Annotated in this window: 18 protein-coding genes; 14 read left to right on the plus strand and 4 right to left on the minus strand. The window is 41.9% G+C overall.

All coding sequences use genetic code 11. The features are described 5' to 3' along the window. The first annotated feature begins 95 nt into the window (after nucleotides 1–95). The 12 genes from AUO94_RS12275 to AUO94_RS12335 all read left to right on the plus strand — a co-directional run bounded on the left by AUO94_RS12275 (nucleotide 96) and on the right by AUO94_RS12335 (nucleotide 17,798). Nucleotides 96–362: a YhdT family protein gene (locus AUO94_RS12275; RefSeq protein ID WP_058384487.1), complete on the plus strand. Its 267-nt coding sequence runs from the start codon at nucleotides 96–98 to the stop codon at nucleotides 360–362. After that, nucleotides 362–1,822, plus strand: coding sequence for a sodium/pantothenate symporter (gene panF, locus AUO94_RS12280; RefSeq protein WP_058384488.1), 1,461 nt, complete (start codon nucleotides 362–364; stop codon nucleotides 1,820–1,822). Before AUO94_RS12275 ends, panF begins: the two co-directional genes overlap by 1 nt. A 64-nt stretch (nucleotides 1,823–1,886) precedes the next feature. After that, nucleotides 1,887–2,801 (plus strand): DMT family transporter, encoded by a 915-nt coding sequence (locus AUO94_RS12285; protein WP_082707540.1) that lies wholly within the window; start codon nucleotides 1,887–1,889, stop codon nucleotides 2,799–2,801. A 143-nt stretch (nucleotides 2,802–2,944) separates the two neighbouring features. Next, complete coding sequence (locus AUO94_RS12290; RefSeq protein WP_058384489.1) at nucleotides 2,945–4,558, plus strand: M20/M25/M40 family metallo-hydrolase; 1,614 nt, start codon at nucleotides 2,945–2,947, stop codon at nucleotides 4,556–4,558. A gap of 257 nt (nucleotides 4,559–4,815) precedes the next feature. Next, nucleotides 4,816–5,760: a nuclease-related domain-containing protein gene (locus AUO94_RS12300; protein ID WP_058384491.1), complete on the plus strand. Its 945-nt coding sequence runs from the start codon at nucleotides 4,816–4,818 to the stop codon at nucleotides 5,758–5,760. A 174-nt stretch (nucleotides 5,761–5,934) separates the two neighbouring features. Next, complete coding sequence (locus AUO94_RS12305) at nucleotides 5,935–7,026, plus strand: amidohydrolase (RefSeq protein WP_058384492.1); 1,092 nt, start codon at nucleotides 5,935–5,937, stop codon at nucleotides 7,024–7,026. 95 nt (nucleotides 7,027–7,121) lie between these two features. After that, on the plus strand, nucleotides 7,122–8,156 hold the full coding sequence (locus AUO94_RS12310; protein WP_058384493.1) for a CAP and S-layer homology domain-containing protein: 1,035 nt from the start codon (nucleotides 7,122–7,124) through the stop codon (nucleotides 8,154–8,156). A 230-nt stretch (nucleotides 8,157–8,386) separates the two neighbouring features. Then, entirely contained in the window at nucleotides 8,387–9,805 is a 1,419-nt protein-coding gene (locus tag AUO94_RS12315) for an alanine/glycine:cation symporter family protein (RefSeq protein ID WP_058384494.1), read from the plus strand. Between the two features lie 316 nt (nucleotides 9,806–10,121). Beyond that, nucleotides 10,122–12,299, plus strand: coding sequence for a 5'-nucleotidase C-terminal domain-containing protein (locus AUO94_RS12320; protein ID WP_058384495.1), 2,178 nt, complete (start codon nucleotides 10,122–10,124; stop codon nucleotides 12,297–12,299). Between the two features lie 385 nt (nucleotides 12,300–12,684). Then, entirely contained in the window at nucleotides 12,685–14,148 is a 1,464-nt protein-coding gene (locus tag AUO94_RS12325) for an N-acetylmuramoyl-L-alanine amidase (RefSeq protein ID WP_058384496.1), read from the plus strand. A gap of 309 nt (nucleotides 14,149–14,457) precedes the next feature. Then, nucleotides 14,458–15,504, plus strand: coding sequence for a C40 family peptidase (locus AUO94_RS12330; RefSeq protein WP_058384497.1), 1,047 nt, complete (start codon nucleotides 14,458–14,460; stop codon nucleotides 15,502–15,504). A 290-nt stretch (nucleotides 15,505–15,794) separates the two neighbouring features. Continuing rightward, on the plus strand, nucleotides 15,795–17,798 hold the full coding sequence (locus tag AUO94_RS12335) for an S-layer homology domain-containing protein (RefSeq protein WP_058384498.1): 2,004 nt from the start codon (nucleotides 15,795–15,797) through the stop codon (nucleotides 17,796–17,798). A gap of 311 nt (nucleotides 17,799–18,109) precedes the next feature. On the opposite strand, the gene AUO94_RS12340 is transcribed toward AUO94_RS12335, so the two are convergent. The 4 genes from AUO94_RS12340 to csaB form a co-directional block, all read right to left on the minus strand. Continuing rightward, a complete protein-coding gene (locus AUO94_RS12340) occupies nucleotides 18,110–19,678 on the minus strand; it encodes a hypothetical protein (protein WP_058384499.1) in 1,569 nt (522 codons plus the stop codon). Nucleotides 19,679–19,685: 7 nt separating this feature from the next. After that, nucleotides 19,686–21,206 carry a murein biosynthesis integral membrane protein MurJ gene (gene murJ / locus AUO94_RS12345; protein WP_058384500.1) on the minus strand — a complete coding sequence of 507 codons (1,521 nt, stop codon included), beginning with the start codon at nucleotides 21,204–21,206 and terminating at the stop codon, nucleotides 19,686–19,688. 70 nt (nucleotides 21,207–21,276) lie between these two features. Then, a complete protein-coding gene (locus tag AUO94_RS12350) occupies nucleotides 21,277–22,452 on the minus strand; it encodes a glycosyltransferase family 4 protein (protein ID WP_058384501.1) in 1,176 nt (391 codons plus the stop codon). 23 nt (nucleotides 22,453–22,475) lie between these two features. Then, the gene (csaB, locus tag AUO94_RS12355; protein WP_058384502.1) at nucleotides 22,476–23,585 is read right to left on the minus strand and encodes a polysaccharide pyruvyl transferase CsaB; all 1,110 of its coding nucleotides are present in this window, start codon (nucleotides 23,583–23,585) and stop codon (nucleotides 22,476–22,478) included. Between the two features lie 133 nt (nucleotides 23,586–23,718). On the opposite strand from csaB, the gene AUO94_RS12360 reads away from it, so the two are divergent. Next, complete coding sequence (locus AUO94_RS12360) at nucleotides 23,719–24,435, plus strand: WecB/TagA/CpsF family glycosyltransferase (protein WP_058384503.1); 717 nt, start codon at nucleotides 23,719–23,721, stop codon at nucleotides 24,433–24,435. A 16-nt stretch (nucleotides 24,436–24,451) separates the two neighbouring features. Next, the gene (locus tag AUO94_RS12365; RefSeq protein ID WP_058384504.1) at nucleotides 24,452–25,723 is read left to right on the plus strand and encodes a nucleotide sugar dehydrogenase; all 1,272 of its coding nucleotides are present in this window, start codon (nucleotides 24,452–24,454) and stop codon (nucleotides 25,721–25,723) included. Nucleotides 25,724–25,817: the final 94 nt, after the last annotated feature.

The following is a 25,817-nucleotide window of genomic DNA, read 5'->3' on the forward strand; positions in this document are numbered from 1 at the left end:
ATATCATCAGTTAGAACGGGCAATCATGTACGATGGAGTAAGAAAAGACGTAAATTTCGACTTGCCGTTAAAAGTAGACGAACGGAGTGTGTAGAATGGAAAAAACAGATTGGCGGTTTAAAATAGCTCACAAAGAAGCGTGGATTGGCGTCGGCTTGGCATTGTTTAATTTTATTTGGTGGTTTGGCTTTGCGTATGGTCTCGGTTCACGACCTGTTGATGAGTACAGCTACATTTTCGGTTTGCCAGATTGGTTTTTTTACAGTTGTGTCGTTGGCTTTTTGCTGATTTCGGTATTGGTCATCGTCGTGGTCCATTTTTTTTTCACAGAAGTACCGTTTGACGAAGAGGAGGATTCATGATGAATTATGCAGTATTGGTGCCGATGATTGTCTTTTTACTGGTCATTTTCTTTATCGGCTATTGGTCGAGTCGTAAGTTGTCGACGTCTTCCAATTTCATTAGTGATTATTTCCTCGGCGGTCGTGAACTTGGTGGCTTCGTGCTGGCGATGACGATGGTCGCGACTTACGGCAGTGCCTCGAGTTTTCTTGGTGGTCCCGGCACAGCCTATACGATGGGATTTGGTTGGGTGCTGCTCGCCATGGCACAAGTCGTAACCGGTTATTTTGTGTTAATGATCCTCGGTAAAAAATACGCCATTATGGCACGCCGCTACAAAGCGATTACGATGATTGATTTTTTGAAATCACGTTACAACAGTTCAGCTGTCGTATTGCTATCTGCTTTTAGCATTATTGTTTTTCTTTTCTCAGCGATGGCAGCACAGTGGATAGGCGGGGCACGCCTTGTCGAGTCACTAACGGGTTTATCGTATAATTCAGCGCTGTTTTTGTTTGCGGTTAGTGTACTTGTTTACGTTACAATTGGCGGTTTCCGCGCAGTTGCACTGACAGATGCTGTTCAAGGCGCCGTTATGCTAGTCGGGACACTGGTGTTGTTGGTCGCAGTTATTAGTGCAGGCGGCGGCATTCCGAATATCGTGAATGACCTGATCAATGAAAACCCGAATTTGGTGACGCCTTATGGTGCAACTGGTGATTTAACGGCCGCTTACGTGTCATCATTTTGGATTTTGGTTGGTGTCGGCGTAGTTGGCTTGCCGCAAATTGCGGTGCGTGCCATGTCTTATAAAAATTCGCGTTCGATGCACCGAGCTTTGATTATTGGAACCCTTGTCACCGGTGTGATTATGCTCAATATGCATTTGATCGGCGTCTTTGCACGCCCCGTGATGCCAGGTATTGAAATTGGCGACAAAGTGATTCCACTGATTGCACTGGAAACCTTGCCGCCTTGGGTAGCGGGCATCGTTCTTGCCGCTCCAATGGCTGCCATTATGTCAACAGTCGACTCGTTGCTCCTGCTAGTTAGCTCGTCGATTGTGAAAGATGTTTACTTAAATTACGTAAAACCTGACGCCACGATCCAAACGATCAAGCGCATTTCTTTTGGTGTGACAGGGGTTCTTGGCGTTATTGTCTTTTTACTAGCATTAAATCCACCAGAACTATTAATTTTCTTGAATCTATTTGCCTTCGGTGGCCTAGAAGCCGCTTTTATTTGGCCGATTGTTCTTGGGTTGTACTGGAAGTGGGGCAATAAATACGGCGCGATTGCATCGATGGCAACAGGGATTAGTAGCTATATCGCTTTGCATTTTTATAACCTGGAAAACGGCAATCTGTTCGGTGTGCACACAGTGACCATGCCGGTGCTGTTATCACTCGCTGCTTTTGTTGTATTTAGTTTATTGATTGACAGAAAGGCCTATCAGTATAATGTTCCTACACTTAAATAAGGGCTAGGTACAAAATGGTAAAATAAATGCTTGTCCTAGGATAGGCGAAAGAAGGTCTGTACAATTGACTCCTTGGAAAATTTACGGCATCTTAACAGCTGTTATGATTGTGTGGGGCTTTAACTTATCTGCTGTTAAATACATGTTGGAATTTATCGACCCCGTCACTTTAACGGCATTTCGAATTTTGTTGGCGGGAATATCGGTAATGGCGATACTCGCGAGCTTTAGAATGCTCAGATGGCCAGCCAAAAGTGAATGGAAATTTATCTTCCTCGGTTCGTTACTCAATGTAGTGGCCCACCATTATTTCTTGTCAAACGGCTTGTCTATTACGACCGGTTCGAATGCAGGGCTAATTCTAGGTACGGGGCCAATGCTAACAGCCGTGCTGGTGTCTCTAATCATGCGCAATTATCCGTCTAAACTGCAGTGGCTCGGAGTAGTGGTTGGCTTTGCCGGAGTGGCGGCTACCGTCATGGTAGGAAATGGTACAGCTAGCGGATTGAACACGGGTGACATTTTTGTCTTTATCTCGATTTTAGCGCAAGTCTTAAGTTACATTGTGATCGCTAACGCTGCACGTACCTTAGACCCGCGCATATTGACGGGGTATATGTTTGTGACAGGTGCACTCGTGTTGTTCGTTATTTCACTCCTACAAGAACCCGGTGAAATCCAAGCGTTTGCTGCTGTACCTGTATCCTTTTGGGTTGCATTCGGGTTTTCCGCGATGATTGGAACGGCCGTTGGTCACATGCTCTACAATTATTCAATTGGACAAGCAGGACCAACAAAAGCAGCTATTTTCATGAACTTGAATACTTTGTTTTCGTTAGTAGGAGCCAGTGTGATTTTAAATGAAAAAATCACAGTCGGTCATATTTATGGATTGGTGCTCATTGTAATCGGCGTGCTGTTCGGTTCTGGTGCCGCTGAAGACTTATTAAAAAAACGTAAAAAGCGGCTCTCGTCTTGAGCCGTTTTTTATCTGTCTAAATCGGTATTGCGACAAGGAGACTTGCTATTTTTAAGTCGCCGCTCTTTTTATTTAGACGAAGTTTTACTATAATAAAATAAAGATAGATAGATAGCTTTAGACAACTAGAGGAGTGAAGAGCCGTGGCCACATTATGGGGGACGCCAGAGAAATTACAGGAATTATTGTGTGAACTTGTTAGTTGGAAAAGCTTAACGTTGACGGATGGAGAAGTGGAGTTTGCTTACAAGCTTCAAGACAAATTAATGGAGCTGCCCTATTTTCAAGCAAACCCAGAACATATCGGCATGGGTGAAGTAAACTGGGGGCGTCAAAGCGTAACGGCTCTTTATAAACACCCAGAAGCGGTAGACACCATTGTCTTGCTGAGCCATTTTGATACGGTACACACAGGAGAATATGGAGATTTGGAACCTTTAGCATGCAGTCCCCAGTTACTAGGCGAAGCTTTTCAGCAGATTCGCGATGAACTCGATGCAGATACCGTACGTGATCTTGATTCTGGAGAATACCTCTTTGGCCGCGGAACGATGGACATGAAAGCAGGTCTTGCGCTTCACATGGCGTTGGTCGAAAAAGCATCAATCGAACAGTGGCCGATCAACTTATTGTTGATGACCGTTCCGGATGAAGAAGTAAACTCAGCAGGCATGCGCTACGGGGTAACTAGGCTGCTCGACCTCGAACGCGAACACGGGCTGGAATTTATTTTATTTCTAAACGGTGAACCGGTTTTTGCGATGAAGCCAGGTGACACAGCGCATTATTTATATACGGGGTCCATCGGTAAAATTATGCCATCGGCTCTTTTTTACGGCAAGGAAACACATGTCGGCGAACCGCTTTCAGGCATCACGTCGAGCTATATTTCCACATACTTAACGCACCGGATGGAATGGAATTCTAGCTTTAGAGAAGTGGTTTACGGCGAACCTACGCCGTTACCCGTGACATTGACGCAACGTGATATGAAAGAAGAATACTCAGCGCAAACACCTTACCGCACTTCTGCGATGTACAATGTCTTTACGATGGAACGCAATGCAGAAGAAGTATTCGACATTTTCGAAAATGTGGCAAAAGGAGCGGCTGCTCATTGCGAACGTGATTATTACGCCATGTGTGAACGTGAAAACATCGAACCTGTCGGTGGCATTAACGTCATGCGCTACGAAAAATTAATGGAATACGCACGCACTAAATTCGGCCACGATTATATTACAGACTTACTGCGTGACACGTTAATGCATCCTGAGTGGGACGTTCGTGAAAAATCCATGCATGTTACAGACATTTTGCTCATCAACTGCCAAGAACTAACGCCAGCAATGGTGTTAATGTACGCACCGCCTTTTTACCCGCCAGTAAACTCATCTGAAAATGAACTGGTTAAACGCTGCGTTGCACAAGTCATAGAAAACGCCAAAGAAAAATTTGATTTAGATGTTAAACAAGGTCACTTTTTTAACGGCATCTCAGACCTCAGCTATGTTAGCTACAAAGACCAAAGCGACGGCTGGGTCACTTATGAAAACAACACACCGGTTTACGGCGATTCCTACAGCATTCCGTTTCAAGCGATGAAACAATTATCTGCGCCTGTTCTCAATGTTGGGCCATACGGCAAAGACGCACATAAACGCACAGAACGACTGCACATCAAAAATACATTTGAAGAAATGCCGATTCTCTTAGAACAAATGATTTTATCCATTCCAGTAAAAAGTCGCCACTAAGGCGGCTTTTTTTTATGGTTTTCGCTCGTGAAAAGAGTCTATGGGCTTTGGGCATATATGGATTTCAGAACGCTGAGCGAGCGTGTGGCAGAAGGCTGAAAAGTTCGGCTAGAGAACTAAAAATGGAACATTCACATAGCAATAGCCAGCTTCTAAATCTCAAATTTAAAAGCTATAACGCTCTCAAAAACGATTTTTGGATATAAATGGGAACTATCTGAAAAACCTGTTAAACTACTTAAAAAAGGAGGAACTGTATGATTATCAAATACCGAGAACTGCCAGCAAAAATTAACGGTTATGAAGCTTTACTGAAAAGACTATCGCCAAGGCACCCGAAACGAACAGCTATTAAAACGAGTCTTCATAAAGCAAGAGCCGATTATGGAGGTGAAGAGCGTCTAGACGAAGCGCTCTATTTTTTCGATCCACCATACGCATATCAAATGATCCAAGATTTTTCATTGGACGGACCGTTCAAAATTCAAGTCGATACTGTTTTGATTACACAAAGCTGCGTGATTTTACTGGAAGTCAAAAACATTACAGGCAAACTTCAATTCAAGCAAAATCCTAGCCTGCTGCATACCATTTCGGCAGACGGAGAAGTTAAAAGCGATACAAGTCCAATCACGCAAATGGATGAGACCGCGCTGCGTGTAGAAAAAATTTTAAGAAAAGTGGGTTATAAGTTGCCGGTTTCTAGCATAATGGTCGTTGCCCATCCCTCTCAAATCGTCGAAGAAGTACCACGAAACTGTCGAATACTAGCAGTCGGCGACATAAACTTCTATTTGTCTACCTTAAACTTACCCACACCGATCCTTTCAGTAGAAGAACTCCATGAACTCGGCAAAACACTCCTCACATTCCATCAAAACGTTCCGGCTTTTCCACTTGCTCCTAAGTTTCAAATCGAACAATCTGAAATCGAAACCGGCGTTTTCTGTCCACGTTGTCACCTTGGGAAAATGGAACGAACAACAATAGCATGGGAATGTGAAACATGCCGGTTGATCAGCAGAAACGCACACTTAACGGCACTCGACGAATGGTTTATGCTATTAAAATCATCAATTAGCACAGCAGAATGTTGTGGATTTATTGGGATGACAAATCTCGAAACAGCTAAACATTTTCTACTGAAAAACGGTTGTCAACCAGTAGGTGGAAGGCGATATCGCCATTATACTCGTCAATAATAAACGGGAAACTTGAATTGTGAACACACGGATTGAATAGGGGAAATCTCCGTGTAGCAGCGCGGAATACGGAGGTTCCCCCCCCTCACTTACAGCATTTCTTCACAACTTTCTCCTGTCCTCGTGTACAATCAAACTATAGTATTTAATTTTTCAGTTAAAGGAGTCGAGCCGATGAATAGTGAACAGCAAATAGTGGATTATTTTCATCATTTTCACGCGCATCCAGAAGTCAGTTGGAGAGAGGTAGAAACGACAAAAAAATTAGCAGCGATTATGACTGAACTGGGCGTCAAACATCATACGTTTCCAGATGTTACCGGGTTGATTGCTGAAATTGGTGAAGGACCAGAAGTAATTGCAATGCGGGCCGACATAGATGCGCTTTGGCAAGAAGTGGACGGGACATTGCAAGCTAATCATTCGTGCGGCCATGATGCCAATATGGCGATGGTGCTCGGTGCATTGCTGTATTTAAAAGATGAAACACTAACGAAACGTGTACGTTTTATTTTTCAGCCGGCCGAAGAATTGGGCAATGGCTCACTGTCAATGATTGAACGTGGGGCAATTGATGAAGTTTCGCAACTATATGGTGTTCATTTACGTCCTATCGAAGAGTTGCCATTTGGCCAAGTGACACCTGCACTTCATCACGGATCGGGTATTTTCTTAAGAGGAAAGATTCAAGGTGTCGATGCTCACGGGGCACGTCCGCATCAAGGAAAGAATGCTATCGATGTGATTGCAGCCATTCATCAATTTGTAAAATCGGTTTATTTCTCGCCGTTTGAATCTTATTCAGCAAAGCTGACTCATATCCAAACAGGTGGAGACAGCCTCAACATCATTCCGGGAGGAGCGAAATTTGCACTGGATGTTCGGTCGCAATCGAATGGATTAATGATAGAACTGCAGCAAAAAATTAGCGACGGCTTAACAGCGATTGCCAAACTGCATGATGTCGAAATCACTTTTGAGTGGACGGATTATACGCCTGCTGCGGAAGTGTCAGAAACCGCGATGCACATTGCGGATGCCGCTATTCGTCAGACACTTGGGGACGAAGCAACTGCACCACCTATTCAAACAACCGGTGCAGATGATTTTCATTTTTATACCATTAAAAAACCTGAACTTCATGCCGCGATGATTGGCATTGGAGCAGATTTGACGCCAGGGCTTCATCATCCAATGATGAATTTTAACCTCAAAGCACTTGATATTGGTGCACGTGTTTTAGCCAATATAGCAAAGCACAAATAAAAATATAAAAAATGATAGAAAACAAGGAAAAAGGGTATAGGTAAAACAGAGTAAAAAAAGCATATTTGAGAGATCTCAAATAGGAAGGAGGGCATATGAAAAAAAATGTTGTTTCGATACTAATCGCTCTCTTATTTTTACTTCCTGTCTCATCTGTTCAAGCTCACCACTTTCCGGACTTGTCAAAATATCATTTTGCTTATTATTCAATCCATAATTTATCCAAAGCGGGAATTTTAAATGGGTACAGTAACGGAAAATTTGGTCCTAATGATAATGTGACTAGAGCACAAGCAGCACTAATCTTAGCTAAAACCTTAAAAATCGATTTGAACACAAAGTTCAAACCCGCATTCACAGATGTACCAACTACTCACTATGCCTATAAAGAAATTGCCGCTTTAACTGAAAAAGGCGTATTTGCGGATGCTACGAAATTTAATCCAGACAATCCTTTACCAAGAGCGCAAATGGCAAAAATTGTAGTAGCAGGTTTTGATATTACGGTAGATGCTAACGATGAAATTAGTTTTAAAGATGTTCCCTTAACGCATTGGGCACATTCTTATATAGTGACGATGGCGGAAGTTAATATTACCAGAGGGATAACAACAGCAACGTTTCAGCCAGAGACGTTAGTAACACGCGCACAATTGGCTGCTTTTATTGAACGGTCTATTCAATTCTCAGAACGTGTCAATGCAAAAACGATTACTTACGACAAGGCAAAAAAAGCATATTCAGGTGTGACATCAGTTGCTTACGACACCATCGCAATGGTCAATGAAATCAGACAAGCAGCAGGTGCAGGAAAGCTACAGGAAGACTCAGCTTTGACCAAAATTGCTCAACTAAAAGCAGAAGACATGGCGCGCAATAATTATTTTGCCCATAGCTCTCCAACTTATGGCTTGCCGTGGGAAATGGCAATTGATTTAGGTTACCCAACCAATCAAGTAGGCGAAAATTTGGCGAGTGGGTACATAACTGCAAACGAAACAGTGGATGCATGGATGGAGTCTTCAGGCCATAAAGACAATCTTTTATTAAAATCGTATACAGTAATTGGCGTAGGGTATACGGAAGATTCAGATGGATTCCCTTATTGGGTGCATATTGTATGCGATTAGGTAACGAAGAGGTATATAAATCTGTACACGAAGCCATCAATATTCCCTGGGAAATAACTTAAAATACTAAAAATTCTCATCACCTTTAATCAGGTGATATAATGAGAGTGAGCCGATATCCGAGACCCTCTTTTACAGAGGGTCTCATTTTTATATCTAGTAGCAGAAAAATGTTTTAGCTACTGGTGACAGGGTATTGATAACAAGTTGAGTAAAAGGGGAGAATTTAAATGGATGCTTTTTTAGATGGGATCACGTGGTTCGTTGATAACGTCAATACTTTACTGTGGACATACATATTAATTGCATTACTGATGGGCCTCGGCCTTTATTTCACCATTCGTACCAAATTCGTCCAAGTTCGCTTGTTTGGCGAGATGTTCCGAGTGATTACTGAGAAAAAAGACGGGGACAGCGGCGTATCTGCTTTCCAAGCTTTTACCATCTCAACTGCATCACGTGTAGGAACTGGGAACATCACTGGTGTCGCTTTGGCAATTGCCATTGGGGGACCTGGAGCTGTTTTTTGGATGTGGATGGTCGCGATTATCGGAATGGCTACTGCATTCATCGAAAGTACATTGGCTCAAGTTTACAAAGTTCGTGACGGTGAACAATTCCGTGGCGGTCCCGCTTATTATATGGAAAAAGCGTTGGGTAACCGCAAATTAGGAATCGTTTTTGCGATTCTCTTAACGTTGGCGTTTGGATTTATCTTCAACTCGGTTCAATCAAACACCATCGCGCAATCATTTGAAGATGTCTTCAATATTCCCGATTGGTCGGTTGGATTGGGACTTGTTCTTTTGACAGCGGTCGTTATTTTCGGTGGCGTTAAACGAATCGCCAGTGTCACACAAATAGTCGTACCGATCATGGCAACTGTGTACATCATTGTGGCCTTGTATATTGTCATCATGAATTTTACTGAAATTCCGGCTGTCTTTAGTTTGATTATGAAAAGTGCTTTCGGCTTAGAAGAAGCAGTAGGCGGCGGTATTGGTGCAGCCATCATGCAAGGTGTTCGTCGGGGATTATTTTCCAACGAAGCCGGTATGGGTTCTGTACCGAACGCCGCAGCATCTGCCAACGTTTCGCATCCAGCGAAGCAAGGACTTGTTCAAAGTTTAGGTGTATTCTTCGATACAATCGTTATTTGTTCGGCAACAGCTTTTATCATCATCTTAGCCGGACTGTATTCAACGAGTGAAAAAGAAGGAATTCTTTTGACACAGGCTTCACTAGATGTCCACTTAGGTAGCTGGGCGCCCTACTTTTTAGCAATTGCTATTTTGTTCTTTGCCTTTAGTTCAATTATTGGTAATTATTATTACGGTGAAACGAATATTGAATTTATCAATGCGCATAGCGGTTGGTTAATGGCTTACCGTTTTGGTGTCTTGGCGATGGTCATGTTCGGTGCACTCGCTCAAGTTCAATTGGTTTGGAATATGGCTGATCTGTTCATGGGCTTCATGGCCGTACTCAATTTGGTCGTCATTGCGCTGCTTGGCAAAACGGCTTTCAAGGTACTCGACGATTATACAGAACAACGGAAAGCTGGAAAAAATCCAGTATTCTTTGCGAAAAACATTCCCGGTTTAAAAAACACAGAATGTTGGGGTGAAGGTGAAAGCCGTCACGAATAATAAAGAAAAACCCTTTTGCTAATTGGCAAAAGGGTTTTTTAGATTTCAAGAAAATAGAAGGGATGAATTTTTAAATGGGATCCCTCGCTTTTTGCGAAGTAGAATCGAGCGTTACCATCGGTTTTATGAAGTCCCTCAACAAGAGTCGAGTAAACGCCTAGCTAAATAGTAGAGCCGAAACATGAGTGAGTCATTTAACCTACAGAACAATTAAAAGAATAATGTGTTTTTTGTGTAAATTGTCTAGCTGGACCTTGTTTATTTTGGTAAAGTAGAAGAGCAATGAGAAACATAATCCTTAAGGAGGAAAGAGCACATGACAAATGTCTTACAGAACAAAAAATTCATCGCTTCGGCAATCGCTGTAACAATGGTGGCTTCCGCAGTTTCAACCGTATCAGCGGATACGACGAAATTTCAAGATGTTTCCGACCGTTACATGAAAGCGGTTAATTTTTTAGTTGAAAATGGCATTACCAATGGTATTTCTGAAACACATTACGGTACGGCGGAAAATATAAAAAGACAAGATGCAGCTGTAATGATTGCGCGGGCAATAGGATTTAATTCAAATCAAGATTTTAACGATTCCGGATTTACAGACGTTCCGGCTTCAGCCAAATGGGCTGTAGATGCTTTAGTACAAGCAGGTATTGTTCACGGGAAAACAGCAAAACGCTTTGGTTCAACAGATTTGCTGACACGAGACGAACTGTCGAAAATCTTGGCAGGCGCTGCACAATACGATATAGATGACAAAGTAACAAAAACACAATTTACTGATGTTAACGCCAAATTTGCAAAATACGTAGACGCATTACTTAAAAATGGCATTACAGTAGGAAAATCTGAAACGCAATACGGTTCAGAATTCAATCTAACACGTGGCGAAATGGCCTTGTTTATTTTCCGAGCAAAAGAAGATTTGAAGAGAGAGTTATTCTCGATGTCTTTGATGCATACAAATGATACACATGCTCGCTTAGCGTCAGCCCCTAAACGCGTATCGGCTGTGAAGGAATTCCGAGCAAAAAATCCGGATGCTTTATTGCTAGATGCTGGAGATGTATTTTCTGGAACGTTGTATTTTAACGAGTTCACAGGTGAACCGGATGTTAAAATGATGAATTTAATGGGCTATGATGCCATGACTTTCGGAAACCATGAGTTTGACTTAGGTTCTTCTGATGAAGGACATCAGGCATTAAAAGATTTCGTCACAGCTGCCACATTCCCATTCTTATCTGCCAATACAGATTTTTCGAAGAATCCGTTGTTTGAAGGCTTGTTCCAAGCAAAAATTCCAACAAAAGCAGATTCGGGAAATATTTATTCCGGTATGGTGAAGGAAATTAATGGCGAAAAAGTAGGGATATTTGGTCTTACAACAGAAGATACAGCTGCTATTTCCAGCCCGGGCGATATCACGTTCTCAAATTACATCGATGAAGCTCAAAAAATGGTAGACGAATTTGAAAAAATGGGAATTGATAAAGTAGTCGCTCTGACGCACATTGGATTTGATGACAACGCTGCCGTAGATAACGATCAAGAATTAGCAAAAGCAGTCGAAGGAATTGACGTCATTGTAGGAGGGCATACGCATACAAAGTTAACTAATCCTGTCTTGGTGAATAAGTTTGAGGCGCCAACAATTATTGTTCAAACGGGACAATACGGCGATAGTTTAGGAACCTTGAATGTGGAATTTGATGAGCATGGCGAAGTGTATGCATATGGCGGCGAGTTGATCAAAATTGAGGCGCAAGCTGAAGATGCAGAAGCGCTGAAAATCCTTAAACCTTATACAGACAGAGTAAAAGAAATTGAAGAAGAAGAAACGGCAGCAGTTGCTGTATCGGCTCTCCTCAATCCACGATCGGGTGATGAAGGCAATACAACTGGAGCTAGCGTGCGCAGTAACGAGACACCATTAGGCAATATTATTACGGACGGCATGCTGGCAAAAGCAAGAACTTTTAGTCCAGAAACTGTAATGGCTTTCCAAAATGGTGGCGGGATTCGCTCTGGGATTAACGCGGGACCAATTACAGTGGGAGAAGTCATCACTGTATTACCATTTGGCAACACATTAGCGACAATGGATTTAACAGGTGCTGAAATCAAACAAGCATTTGAAATCAGTGTAGGTCAGTATCCAAACGAAAATGGCGGATTCTTGCATGTGGCTGGAGCCGAAATTCGTTTTGATGCATCAAAACCTGCCGGATCGAAAATTGTGTCAATTACGTTTGTTGATGCGAACGGAGTCAAAACACCTTTAGTAGATTCAACAACATACAAAGTGGCTACTAATGCCTTTACAGCTAAAGGCGGAGATGGTTATGACGTGTTAGCGAAAGCCTACGCTGAAGGTCGCGCGATTGATTTGGGCATCTCAGATTGGATTAACTTCCAAGAAGAGTTAGAGCGGATTGGTCAAATCACACCTAAAGTTGAAGGACGTATTGTAGAAATTAACACACCTCAATAATTCAGTAACTTTACTATTGTCGAAAGCTTTGTCCTGAGTAAAAAGGGCAAAGCTTTTTTTATGATCAAAATTTTTTTTAGAAAATGAAAGAAATGTATGGTCGCTAAGATAAATTTACTATGAGTCAAAAGACAGAGTGTTTTCTTCTCACCGGAATGCAATTAAACGAGATGTCTCAATAAGTTAAAAAGAAGAACAAGATGAAAAAAAAGTAATAAAACCGAAACACTGACGTTTAAGTAAAGATCCAATAAGTGACTTTTGGTTCACTATAGTTCTTAAATTTAATTGTTAAATAAAGTAAATAGTCTTAAAGTTACATAGAATTTATATGATTTATAGTTTAAAGTGTTGATTAACAAAGTCATCTAGGAGGAATATAAGTTTGAAAAAGTGGATAATTTTACTATGTATAGCACTCATTTCTTCAGTAATAGTCCCTAACAGTCATGTGGAAGCAAGTGGAAATTTTCAAGATATTGGGGATAGTCACCGTGCTGTAACTGAAATATCTTATTTGGTGAACAAGAACATCATCAACGGTGTAACGTCAACTCACTTTGTGCCTGATAGAGAAGTGACAAGAGGAGAAGCTGCTGCAATGATTGGCAGATCTTTAGGGTTGAATGGTACGAAACGTGATACGGGCTTTAAGGATGTTGGAGCTGGCAACATGGCTTCAGGTTATATCGTGGAACTTGTTAATAAAAAAGTAATTAGCGGCTATAGCGATGGAACGTTCCGTCCGAATGCTAAGTTAAATCGTGGTGAAATGGCAATTTTAATCAATCGTGCTTTTAATCTCGGAGGCACCAATTCATCAAACTCTGCTCAGATTCTCATGGATAAAGGAATTGCACAAGGAATGACAGATGGCAGCTTTGGAACGAACGTTACAATTATTCGTTCAGACTTTGCTGTATTCTTAGCAAGAACACTCAATGCGGATTTCCGTGTACAGAGTGGAGATACCTCTATTTTTAAAACAACACAATACGTGAATGTAGGATCGACTACATTGAATATGCGCTCTAAACCACAAATTACCAATTCGCCTTCAAATGTTATTGCGAAACTTACACACGGACAAGCAGTAAGTGTTGCAAGTTACACTGGCAACTGGGCATATATTAAAGTCAATAACCTTAAAGGATATGTTGACAAATCCTATTTACAATCAAAAAAACCATCTGCTGTACTGCCGATTCTTCCCCCAGCAGCTGGCAATGATATCACAGTAATTATTGATCCCGGGCACGGTGGTAGTGACCCAGGAGCAGATGGTTTTGGATTTTTAGAAAAAAACGTTGTGCTAAATGTTGGCAATCACATGAAAGCTTATTTCGACAAGACGGCGATTCAAGTGAAAATGACGCGGACAGGTGATACATTCCCGAGTTTAACGGAACGCGCTCAATTTGCTGGGAAATACGGCGGCGATTTATTTGTTAGTATTCATGCCAATGCTTTCAACAACTCGGCTAATGGACAAGAGTCGTTTTACTATAGTTCAAGAGCTGCAACAAATCCTTATACAAATCAGTCTAAAGCGCTGTCTATCTATATGCTTGGTAGAATGCAAGAAGCTTGGCCGTTAGTTAATCGCGGAGTAAAAAAAGGCAATTTAGCCGTATTGCGTCAAAATACAGTGCCTGCCACTTTAGTTGAAATGGGCTTTATTGACAGTGCAACAGATATTAAATACATTCAATCAGAAACTCATCGTAAAAATATGGGCAGAGCCTTATTCTTAGCCACTCTGGATTACTACTATCATTACGAAGGACGCACGGATTTAGCTCAGTATTACAGTGTAGCTGGATCTTCACCAAGTAAACGACTTCACTAATATGGATTCTTTTCCACAAAACCTCCACCAGTATTATCATCAGGTGGGGGTTTTGTATTCAAGGGATAGCATATTAAAATTTGAAGAGAAATACTATCAACTAAACAAAAGGGCCTCGATTCAGAAAAAATATATACCCTTTTATTGTAATTATTAAACATTTAAAAGCGACTTGTTACACAAATGTAATGAAAATGTAACAATAACTGTGAGAATTGTCTGTTAAAATCAAAATTAGGTTAACAGCACGATTCGATAATTCGGCGCTTGATCAGCCAACCGGATCAAAAAACAATAAGAGGTGACAAATTGAAGAATCGCATATTGCTAATAATGATGATGGTACTACTATTTTCAGTAGTCAGTCCGTTTTTATCTACTGAAGCTAAGGCAACAGCACCAGACGATATTGCCAGTTATGCTCTTAAATTTAAAGGAACACCTTACAAATTTGGTGGCACTACTACAGCGGGATTCGATTGTTCAGGTTATATCCTGCATGTATTCAAAAATTTCGGTATTTCGTTACCAAGAACGTCAGCAGAACAATTTAATGTAGGGACACCTGTTTCGAAGAGTAACCTTCAAGAAGGTGACCTAGTATTCTTTGCCAATACATATAAGCCGGGAATTTCTCATACAGGTATTTATTTGGGAGACGGCGACGTAATTTCAGCAGAAAGTAAAGGTGTAGCAATTTCGAACCTTGATACAAATCCTTACTGGGGCCCTAAATACGCGGGTGCCAAACGCTTAAGTGGTGCAACAAGTGTTACGCCACCTATTCAAGCGGTGTTGCCACCAGTAACAGATGGTGAATTTGTAGATGTGGCTGCGACGCATCCAGCTTATAAAGCGATTAAATCATTAAATACTTCTGGAATTATTAATGGTTTTGAAAAGCAGGACTTCCGTCCAAATGAATCAATCACGCGTGGGCAAGCAGCAGCTATGGTGAATCGTGTGTTGCAACTTGAACCATCAGGCGCTGTTAAGTTCACAGATGTTTCAACGACACATCGTTTTGCAAAAGACATTGCAGCGATGAATCAGTCAGGAATTATACTCGGGTACACAAATGGCGCATACGGCGTAGATGATACGTTAACAAAAACGCAATTGGCAGTTATTTTAGATCGTGCCTTTAAAATGTCTGAGTCCAGCAAAGCACAAGCGAGTACATCGTCTGTAAAATATTTAGATATTCCTTCAACATTCTGGGCGCACAAGCCTATCGTTACCCTTAAAGCAATTGATCAAACAACGGTTTTCCAAACATCAAGATATTATGAGTCCAAAAATGCAAATCGGTCAGAATTTGCAGCTGGGTTATACAGTGCAATGAGAGTAAAGTAATCGAATACGCAAAAGAACCTTTCTCTACAAGGGAAAAGGTTCTTTTTTTAGTACTAGAGATAGGTATAAAGAATTAGATTAAAAATCTTTTTTTGATATAGTTAAATCACATTAGGCATAAGGATCTTATTTTAATGTATTCCCAGATTCTCCTTCTTTAAAACATATTTTTACTATAAACTATGTATAAAAGAGGTTTATATTGGCAACTAATGAACTATTAGGATGATTCAAAACTACGAGTAGGATGCGTTGCAAAACGCTATTCGTACACTCAACAGGGGGCACATATGAAGACAGTCAATAAGTTAGCAGTCATTATTTTACTAATTACCGGTATTTTTGGCTTTGCCTCAAGCAGTGAAGCTACTGACATTGTACCTGGCAGTGCGCTAGAAAAAGAAATGAAAGAAATGGTGCAAAAAGGAATTTTGACAGGGTACAAAGACGGTACATATAAGCCGACAGCTAATGTAACCCGGGAACAATTTGCTGCATTTATTAACCGTGCATTAAATTTACCAGCAGGAATCCACCCGTTTAAAGACGTTCCAAAAAATTCTAGCCTTTCAAATGAAATTGGAGCAGCCTATAGTGCAGGCTTGATGGTCGGAGTTACAGACAGCACATTCCGGCCAACTGCTAACATTACACGCGAACAAATGGCTCAAACCTTAAAAAATGTTCTTGAATACCAAGACATGGAGTTAATAGAAAAGCGCATCGAGTTTTCAGATGCTGAAGACTTTGTTTCTTCTGGCGGGATTCGCGCAGTATTTGCGATTGTTCATTACGAGATTACAGAAGGTATGCCGGATGGGAAAGGCGGTTTAAAATACGGACCGAAAGATATTGCTAGCCGTGAACAAGCTGCTGCTTTTATCTATCGCTTCTTGTTGGCTCATGAAAAAGCAAGTGTGCCACCGATTTTGCCAGACATACCAAATGATGGATCGTTGTATTATCTTGGGTATGTAGATAAAGGCGTACTCGTCAAACAGCAGTACGGTCATAAAGACTATCAGCTAGCGGTCGAATCGTTTAAAAAGGTTCCAACTGCACAAGTCATTTTCCATGGAGATGAAATCATTCAGATGAAGAGTGGATTGGCTTTTGGTAATCGAGTTTCAGGAAGCGGTACAAAAGAAGTGACCACCATTTATTATGATTCTCAATTCACCAAACAAGCTACATACATCGAACACGGCAGAGAATTGCGTTATATCGATTCAACTGAAGAATTTGTAAAAGTTCAAGTGGGTGGAACGATTGGGTATGCAAAACATAGCGAAGTGGATTTTGTTCCTTCAGAACTAATTACAAATCAAGACTATTACTTGAAAAACAAATGGGGAACGCTAGAGCATTACCAATACAATTACGTTAGTAAAACTCGCGCTAGCCATTCAATTGGGCCTGCGCCTTCAGAAATGGCTGAAGGAGTAAAATACTACAGCAAAGACGGGATACATTTTGCCAATGCAGCAGGAGTTACTCAGTTTGTTCACTACCCTTATTTCCAGTATCAATCTGTTCGCACAACTACCAATTACACTGCTGAACAGCTAGATCAATATGTGATGAGCAAACTAAAAGCAGTCACGACGAGTTCAGGAACATATAAAGATGCGGTAAACAAGTCGAAGTTAATTGGTACGGGTAAATATTTTATTGCGATGCAAAACAAATACAATGTCAACGCTTTGTTCATGCTATCTGCTGCCATGCACGAAAGTGCTTATGGCATGAGTGGCAATGCACAGACCAAAAACAATTTGTTCGGAATTCGTGTTTTTGACGGCTCTCCACATGAAGGCACGGTTTACTCTAAACCCGAAGCAAGTATCGATGCTTTTGCACGTGAGTACATGAACCGCAATTATGCAAATCCGCTCGGTGGCTATGCAAACGGAGCAAGTCCTGGCAACAAGACGACAGGCTTTAACGTTAGCTATGCTTCAGATCCGACATGGGGTGCGAAAGTAGCGGGACACATGTTCCGTGCAGATTTAGAATTAGGCAAAAAAGACATCGGGCAACACAAATTAGGCATTACCAATACCGCTTCAACAAACGTTCGAAACGCGCCAAACGGTCCGACGGTATTGTATCAATTCAAGCGTGGAAACCTAGGTGTCAACAATGCGTTTGGTTATCCTGTCGTCATTCTAGACACTCAAAAAGCAACGGATGGCTATACTTGGTACAAAGTCATTTCTGACTTGAATCCTGAGGCAGATACGAATAACGGTGTAGGGTGGATTCGTTCCGACTTAGTTGATCCTATTAATTGATATCGACAAATAAAAAACAAAAGGCGCGTTGGATAAAATCCAACACGCCTTTTGTTTTTTCGGGTCGTAGACAAAAGAATTTTTATAATCACTTCATCATTGATATATAAGACTCTGCGCTCCATGCTGACGCGATGTCAGTTGCCGAGGATGAAGCTTGAGCCTCCTGATCGCATTGTGCTCCAAATCCTTGAGAGAGTGCTTATGAAAACTAGATTCGGTGGTCAAACCGGTTGACTTATACACAGTTATTCATTTTGATTAGATATTTTTCTTTTTGCATACCACTTAATTCAAAATGACTCCTAACACTACTCCATCAGAATCGTCACTTTTTCAATCAATTCAATGTTCTCTTCCTCTAAATAAAGAAGTTTCGAATCAATCATGTCATCAAAATAGGCATTGCGTTCCATCCCCAGTTTTTCTAACAATAATTGCGTTTCCAGTAAATCCAGTAACGTCAGCTGAGGATAATCATCTCCGCTAAATGTCCCATCAGGACGCGCCTGGTACCAGAGATCCCCGTTTTCGCGAATCCATCCGCCAGCATTCTGACCGAATTCTTCGATGCCGCTCGTTACGCTTTCGGCTGCCTCTAAATAATCCTTATTTTCTGTATCCCCATAGGCCTGTAGCAAAATCTTTAAGCCGCCTAATTCGTGGTTTAACGAAGCATGCGTTAACGGCGTTTGGTCATCTTCATCAAAATAATCAACGATTAAAAATCCGCTAGCAGTAGGAAGTGTTTGTTCGGCGTTGATCTGCGTTAACAAATAATCAGCATAAGTTTCCACGGCTAACTCATTTTGCTCAATTTGGTCGTCATACAGTTCAGCAGTTTCATCCAAGTAAAATGCGACGTATTCGTTATAACGAGTATCCACATAAGGTGCCGTGACTTCATAAGCGTTTTTTAACCATGTGCTGGTATATTCAGTGGGCCAACGCGATCCGTCAAACTCAGCCAAGTAATAAAGTAAGTTGACACGTGAGTTTAAAATCATCGTTTCGTGAAAAGCAGAAGGGTCTTTTTGGTTCCAGCGTAAGGCCTCATCGTCTTCGAAACGACCAATTGCGCGGCCATAGCCCATTTTGGAGCTAGGTTCAATCGAAAAAGGCAGTTTGGTGTAAGGGCCGTCGGTTGTCAGCCAGTTTAGTTGAACGGTTTGATTGTTCAAGGAATGATCAATCCACTCTTCTTCAGATGCGGTTGACGAAAACAACGGCTTTTCTGAAATCATCGCCCAAGATTCAGCCAGCTGAAGGGGCTGTAACCAAAACTTCTTGACGAGGGTGTTGCCCGAAATTTCTAGGTCTCGTACTTCTTTAGAAAGCTTGCGAAGATGACTGCTTGTTCCGTCATCGTAGTCGGTTTGCATTTTTTTAGACACATAGACATTGCTTTGAAGAAGCTCGAAATCGGAATTTTTCAGTGTACCAAACGGATTAACAGTAGGGTCCATTCCGAAAACATCATGGTACTCATGTTCAATAATAGCAGGATTCCAACTGGTGAATTCAGGGTCTTCTAACCCCGATACAACGACCGTAGCAGGAAAGAACAACCAGCTATTGTTTTCAAAGCGTTCAAAAAGAAAGGTAGAACCATTGCCTAAAGTTCGTTCCGTAATATCAACAAAGCCCACTTCCGCGCCAAACAACTCGATGTGTACACGGTGACTTTTGTCTATCGTGTTTTCAACTGTACGTTCTGTTTTTTCAGGTGGCATGATCGTAAATAGAGCTGGCAATTCAATGGTCACAGCCAATTCATCGCCTTCGTAAATAACGCGATTTTCTGTGACGAAGAAAAACGCAGCGAGTAGGAGCGAAGCAACCAGTAAAAAAAGGCCAGCTCCCCAAAAGACTTTCTTCAACACGTGATCATCCTTTCTTTTTCCGTTTGATTAATCCCACAAAACGTACAAATCCGGCTGGGTGCATGAACCGCAGCAGCACGCCGTAAACGACAATTCCAATAGGAACAAGAACAGCCAGTTGAACAAGTGCAGGCCATTCAGATGCTGACAAGGCTGTCTTTGCGCCCCATACAGCAAGCCCCATCGCCGTAGCCGGTACAATCACACGAACTGCCATGGACACGAAGCGTTTAAATTCGTGCATGCCTAAATCTTTGTAGACAACGACCATTGATAAAGTGAAGTAGTAGATCGAAACGATAGAGGCAGCAAAAGCCAACGCCAAATAGCCATAATCATCTACTAAGAACCAGTTTAACAAGAAGTTCAGTACGATGGTCGTCACGCTAATCCGAAGAACCACTGCCGTTTTACCGCGAGCATACATCGATTTTGACAGCATCAATTGCATACCTTGGAAAATGATGATAGGCAAATAGAACAGTAAGGCCATATACGTATAGTCTGCGTCTTGTGCAGTAAACGCGCCGCCTTCGTAGATGAACGAAATAATGGCATCACCCACGACTAACAAACCAACAGAAATCGGCACAAGCGTAACAAACGAAATTTCCATGCCTAAAAACAAAGTATCTTTGAATTTGGCTGGATCAGTTGCTTGTTCAGACATTAAGGTGAAAATGATTGCTGCCAAAGTAGCCGCATAAATGGCCGTTGGGATGCTAATGATCAACGAAGCGTTATTCAAATAAGAAACAGCCGCTTCAATCGTCCCTGAGGCAAAAGCTTTATTGACGAACAAATTTACTTGCCCGACAACCGAATTTAAAAGAGAAGGGATGATTAAAATAACGAAAGCTTTTCGGAAATCAGACTCCAACTTTAACGTTGGCTGCCAGCTGTAATTTGATTTGATCAAATAATACATCTGGATGATGGCACCGATAATGGTTCCTGTCACAAATCCATAAGCTAATGCATAAATGCCCCATATGTCACTAAACAACAACGCGAACATGGCGGACATGAATGTCGCCAGTAGCTTGGATACAAGAGTCGGAACAAAAATGCGGCGTGATTGAAGGTAAGATTCTAAAAGTCCTGCTAATGCGATAAACGTCATAAAGATAAAAAAGACTTCCGTCATCTGAATCGCAATAACTTCCGTTTCTGGCAGCATGTTGCCATAGATGAGCGGCACGATCCAACCGGCAGTGGACCAGCCGACAATCGACACACCGATAAACAGCAACATCGTCCAGTTTAAAAGCGCATTTGCGTTGCGATCGGTTACATCCAATTTACTTTGTCGCCGTTTAATATACAGCGGCAAGAAGACGTTATTAAAGCCAGTAGCGATCATGGCCACTACTAATGTAATAAAGGAAAAAGCCAAAAAATAACCATCTGTTTCAGCAGAAGCACCGAATTCCCGGGCGACAATCGATTCGCGTAGTAATCCCGATAGTTTTAATAACAGAGCCAGGCCAGTCGTCCAAATAGCCGCTTTTTTAAGACTCGACATAAATTCACTTCTTTCTCAGCAAAAAGCGGCTGGCTCAAAATAGAGAACCGGCCACTTTTTCTTTGGATACTCAGTTTGTTGTGAGCGCTTGTTGATAGATCTTTTCGTATTTCTCAGCAGCCGCAAAATGCGAATACTGCTCGATAATTTTAGTGCGGGCAGCTGTTGCCAGTTTTTCGCCTTCTTGTGGATTCGCCAGTAAATAAATCATCGCGTCCGACAGTTGCTCTACATTTTGCTCTTCAACGAGCAGTCCGTCCGTGTTATGATCCACAATTTCTTTTAATCCACCCACCGCACAAGCAATCAAAGGAATACCTGAGCCCATAGCTTCTAAAGCAGAAATCGACGTCGCTTCTTCGACACCCGCGGAATAGATAGAAGGGACAAGCGCGATGTCACTAAGTGCATAATACTGAATCATGTCTTTGTGATCGACTGCACCGAGCATGGTGACGTTTTTATCGATACCAAGCTCTTTTGCTTTGGCTTTCATCTGTTCCATCATTTCGCCAGTACCGGCAAAAACCAAGCGAGCATTCGGGTATTTTTCGAGTACCGGTGGAAACGACAAGATCGGATAAATGACACCGTTTTTCTTTGTTAACCTGCGAGGGATAAAGAAAATCAGCTCGTCTTGCGCGATGCCGTATTTCGTCCGGAATTCGGCGCGACGTTCGAGTTCGGGTTTGAAATCTTCCACATCGATAAAGTTTTTGATCATCGACGCTTCTACATTCGCTTCGCGCTTTATATATTCCTTGATTCGTGTATCAACCGTAATCACAGCGCGCGTTTTTTTGTACATGCTGTATTCCACATCTAGTAATTTTTGTGCGTGCTTGCTGCCTTCTGCAACAGAACCTTTAGAGATGCCTTCAAACGTTAAGTAACCGTGAGTCGTCGTCACTGTAGGAAGTCCCACGTTGAGCGCGGCACGTGTTGCGAATACGTCTTGCGCATTAATCACATCAAATGACTTGTAAGCTTCATCTTTTAAAATCTGCTCCAGAAATTCCTGGCGGCGATTTAAGGTCCAAACGTAACCTGCTCCAAGGGATGCTTTATTCAGTAAAAAAGAAGGGCCACGTGCGATAAAATCACGGCGCCATTTAGGGACGTCTGAAAAAGACAGTGTTTCAACAGTATGTCCTAAATTTTCAAGACCCGTTTTTAATGTCGTCATATGTGTTGAAAGTCCACCTAAATGGGGATAGTCGTAAGTTGTTGCCAATAAAATTTTCATTTGACAGTTCCTTCCTAAAAAGCTTATTTCACAAAATTTTCTTGTAACAATTCGATATTGCGCATCGCTTCAGCGTGAAGCTTGGCCACATTCGGTTCCATAATTTGCTGTGCTTGTGTTTTGTTATCCAATAGGTATAACGCATTGGTTAATAGTTTGGTTTCATCTATCTCACCTAAACGGAAAGAATAGTCCCACATTCCTGAACGTTTCAAGAAACTTTCTACTTTTTTGTCGTAGCTGAATCCAAGATGAGGCACATTTGATAAAGCCGAGAAGATTAACGCGTGTAAGCGCAAACCGACAGTTAGTTCGGCATGGCGAATGAAATTCAAAAACTCATTCGGCGTAAAATCAGAACCGAGCAAGTAGGTTTTGTCTGCGTGTTTCATTTTTGCCATGACGTCTTTTGAAGCGGGCACATCGTATTTGCCTTCCATTGGAACAAATACCGGTGTCACGCCGCGCTGTTCGATCAATTGATCGAGTAAGTGAGCTGTTTTCTCAATATAATCCGGATGACTAAACCACGGACGAATCGTAACGGCCACAATTTTTTCGTCGCCGGTCAGCGGCAGAGACTGATACGCACGATCTTCTTCGTCTGCTTTAAACGCAAAAACGATATCAGCAGTCACAACTGTTTCGGGACGCGTCACACCAAGCTTTTTCAAATAATCTTTCGAATACTGATCACGTACCGTAATAAAATCTGCGCGGTTCGCAAAGAGCTTCATCAAGATTTTACCCCAAGTTGATGTCACAGGGCCAATCCCTTGTGAAAAGAACATGACTTTTGTGCCGCAAAGTTTCGCTAGCATGACAATCAACAAGTAATAAGGAAGTGGACCAAACAAAAATTTCGTCGGGTAGGTGTCTTGCAACAAGCCGCCGCCTCCAGAAATCATCAAATCTGCACTCCGTAACGCTTTTACTTTTTCTTTGTTTTCACGTCTCCATGCGCGGTATACCGATTTGACGCCATATTCTTTTGCCGTCTGGTCTGGGGATAAGGAAAACACAGTAATTTCGGGGTTGGTTAATTCGGCTCTTAAATTATCAATAATCGCTTTTAGGATGGCTTCATCGCCAGTATTGCCCAATCCATAAAAGCCAGATAGTACTATTTTCACACTATTTCCTCCTCAAACTAAAGCTCTCAAGCCTTGTCCTTGCTAAATTCTATCACTTGTTAAACAGCCTATGCAACTACTGTTGAAATCTGCTATACTAATAAAATTGAAAGCTAGCGAATAGAGGGTACTCATGATGAAAGAAAGCTATTTAGGGGTGAATGTTTCACCTCTGTCATATGAAGGTATAATAGAAGATTTAAGACAGCGGATTCTAAATGGAGATCAGTCGACCATCATCGCTGTTAATCCGGAAAAAGTCATTGCCGCTGAGCGGGATCCGCAAGTGAAACAACTGATCAATTCGTCAACTTACCAGATTGCGGACGGCATTGGCATTTTGCTCGCCGCTAAAATAAAAGGCGGCAACATCACTTCACGTGTAACAGGTGTCGATATGATGGCGAAGTTACTAGAATTTGCGACTGCAGAAAAACTTCCCGTGTATTTTTACGGTGCACAAGAAGAAGTGGTCACAAAAGCAATTAGCAGCATTCAAGAAACCAATCCGGGAATCCTTGTCGCGGGATACACCAACGGTTTTGAAAAAGATGAAGATGCACTCGTTGAGCGGATTAACACGAGCGGTGCAAAACTCATTTTTGTTGCACTTGGTAGTCCAAAACAAGAATTGTGGATTCAACGAAACATGGGGCGACTCCAAAACGTCCAAGTATTCCAAGGAGTCGGCGGCAGTTTTGACGTCTTTTCCGGAACCGTTAAACGAGCGCCGTTACTTTTTCGCAAGCTCGGAATTGAATGGCTTTACCGATTAATTTCCAGTCCGTCTCGCATCAAACGACAAATGAATTTGCCCATTTTTTTAATGAAAGTATTACGATCACGCTAAAGGAGCTAATGTAAAAATGAAGAAGTCTATCTGTGTTGTCGGTCTTGGCTATATCGGTTTGCCGACAGCTGTTATGTTTGCCAATCACGGACATCAGGTCCACGGTGTTGATATAAATGAAAAAGCAGTAAAAATGATCGGAAATAAAGAACTTCATATAGAAGAAGATGGATTGCAAGAGCGTTTAGACACAGCAATCGACAACGGTGCTTTTACGGTTGGCACAAAACCTGTAGAGGCAGATGTATTCATTATTGCGGTGCCTTCACCGATCAATCCGGATAAAACAGCGGAACTTGAATACGTGCGTCAAGCAACGGCTTCTGTTGTGCCGTTTTTGAAAAAAGGCAATCTGGTTATTCTTGAATCGACTGTGCCACCTAAAACGGTGGAAAACGTCATGATCCCTGAACTCATTCAATCAGGTCTTAACATGGGAACGGAATTATTTGTTTCTCATTCACCTGAACGTGTGATTCCAGGCAAAGTATTTACTGAATTGGTCTCTAATGACCGGATTATTGGCGGCATTAACGAACAATCTGCTCGCGTGACGTCGGAGTTATACAATTCGTTCGTCGAAGGACGTATGCACGAAACGGATACGACCACGGCTGAACTTGTAAAAGTCATGGAAAACACATACCGAGATGTCAACATTGCATTCGCAAACGAACTAGCCATGATTGCGCAAAACATCGGTGTCAATATTTGGGAAGCGATCCAGTTGGCGAACTACCATCCGCGTGTCAATATTCATACGCCAGGACCAGGTGTGGGCGGACATTGTATCGCTGTCGACCCATGGTTCTTAGTTGAATTAGATCCGCAGAAGTCGAAAATGATCCATTTGGCTCGTCAAACAAATGACGGCATGCCGGCTTATACAGCTCAGCTAACAGCAGACATTTTAAAAGCTAAAGGCATTGTTGATCCGAAAATCGCTATTTTTGGCTTAGCGTTCAAAGGCAATATTGACGACATGCGCGAAAGCCCTTCAGTAGATGTTGTCGAGCAGTTCACGTTGCGCAACTTCAATGTGAAGGCATTCGATCCGCATATTAAAGTTAATAATATTGACCAGCAAACGCAACATGCAGAAGAAGCCTTAAAAGACGCGTCTGCACTCGTTATCGTAACGGATCATCAAGTATTTAAAGACTTAGATCCGATGACGTTGACTTCGATGAAAAACAAAATCATTGTCGATACAAAAAACTGCATAAGCCGTGAAAAATGGCAAGCTGCTGGTTTTGATGTGTATGTACTTGGTGATTCGAAGAACTAAAATAAGAAGGGAACTTTGAGGTATGGGTTGGAAGAAATCGCCCCAAGTGGACGCTTTCGGGCCCGCAGGAGTCGCCACCTTCCGCTCTTTCTTC

It is taken from the genome of Planococcus kocurii (assembly GCF_001465835.2).
Lineage (GTDB): Bacteria > Bacillota > Bacilli > Bacillales_A > Planococcaceae > Planococcus > Planococcus kocurii.

Excerpts from the sequence above, each read along its gene's own strand:
- AUO94_RS12350 (WP_058384501.1), bottom strand. The coding sequence starts at position 22,452 with ATGAAAATTTTATTGGCAACAACTTACGACTATCCCCATTTAGGTGGA.
- AUO94_RS12300 (WP_058384491.1), top strand. The coding sequence starts at position 4,816 with ATGATTATCAAATACCGAGAACTGCCAGCAAAAATTAACGGTTATGAA.
- AUO94_RS12365 (WP_058384504.1), top strand. The coding sequence starts at position 24,452 with ATGAAGAAGTCTATCTGTGTTGTCGGTCTTGGCTATATCGGTTTGCCG.
- AUO94_RS12335 (WP_058384498.1), top strand. The coding sequence starts at position 15,795 with ATGAAGACAGTCAATAAGTTAGCAGTCATTATTTTACTAATTACCGGT.
- AUO94_RS12320 (WP_058384495.1), top strand. The coding sequence starts at position 10,122 with ATGACAAATGTCTTACAGAACAAAAAATTCATCGCTTCGGCAATCGCT.
- AUO94_RS12305 (WP_058384492.1), top strand. The coding sequence starts at position 5,935 with ATGAATAGTGAACAGCAAATAGTGGATTATTTTCATCATTTTCACGCG.
- murJ (WP_058384500.1), bottom strand. The coding sequence starts at position 21,206 with ATGTCGAGTCTTAAAAAAGCGGCTATTTGGACGACTGGCCTGGCTCTG.
- AUO94_RS12275 (WP_058384487.1), top strand. The coding sequence starts at position 96 with ATGGAAAAAACAGATTGGCGGTTTAAAATAGCTCACAAAGAAGCGTGG.
- AUO94_RS12360 (WP_058384503.1), top strand. The coding sequence starts at position 23,719 with ATGATGAAAGAAAGCTATTTAGGGGTGAATGTTTCACCTCTGTCATAT.
- AUO94_RS12315 (WP_058384494.1), top strand. The coding sequence starts at position 8,387 with ATGGATGCTTTTTTAGATGGGATCACGTGGTTCGTTGATAACGTCAAT.
- AUO94_RS12310 (WP_058384493.1), top strand. The coding sequence starts at position 7,122 with ATGAAAAAAAATGTTGTTTCGATACTAATCGCTCTCTTATTTTTACTT.
- panF (WP_058384488.1), top strand. The coding sequence starts at position 362 with ATGAATTATGCAGTATTGGTGCCGATGATTGTCTTTTTACTGGTCATT.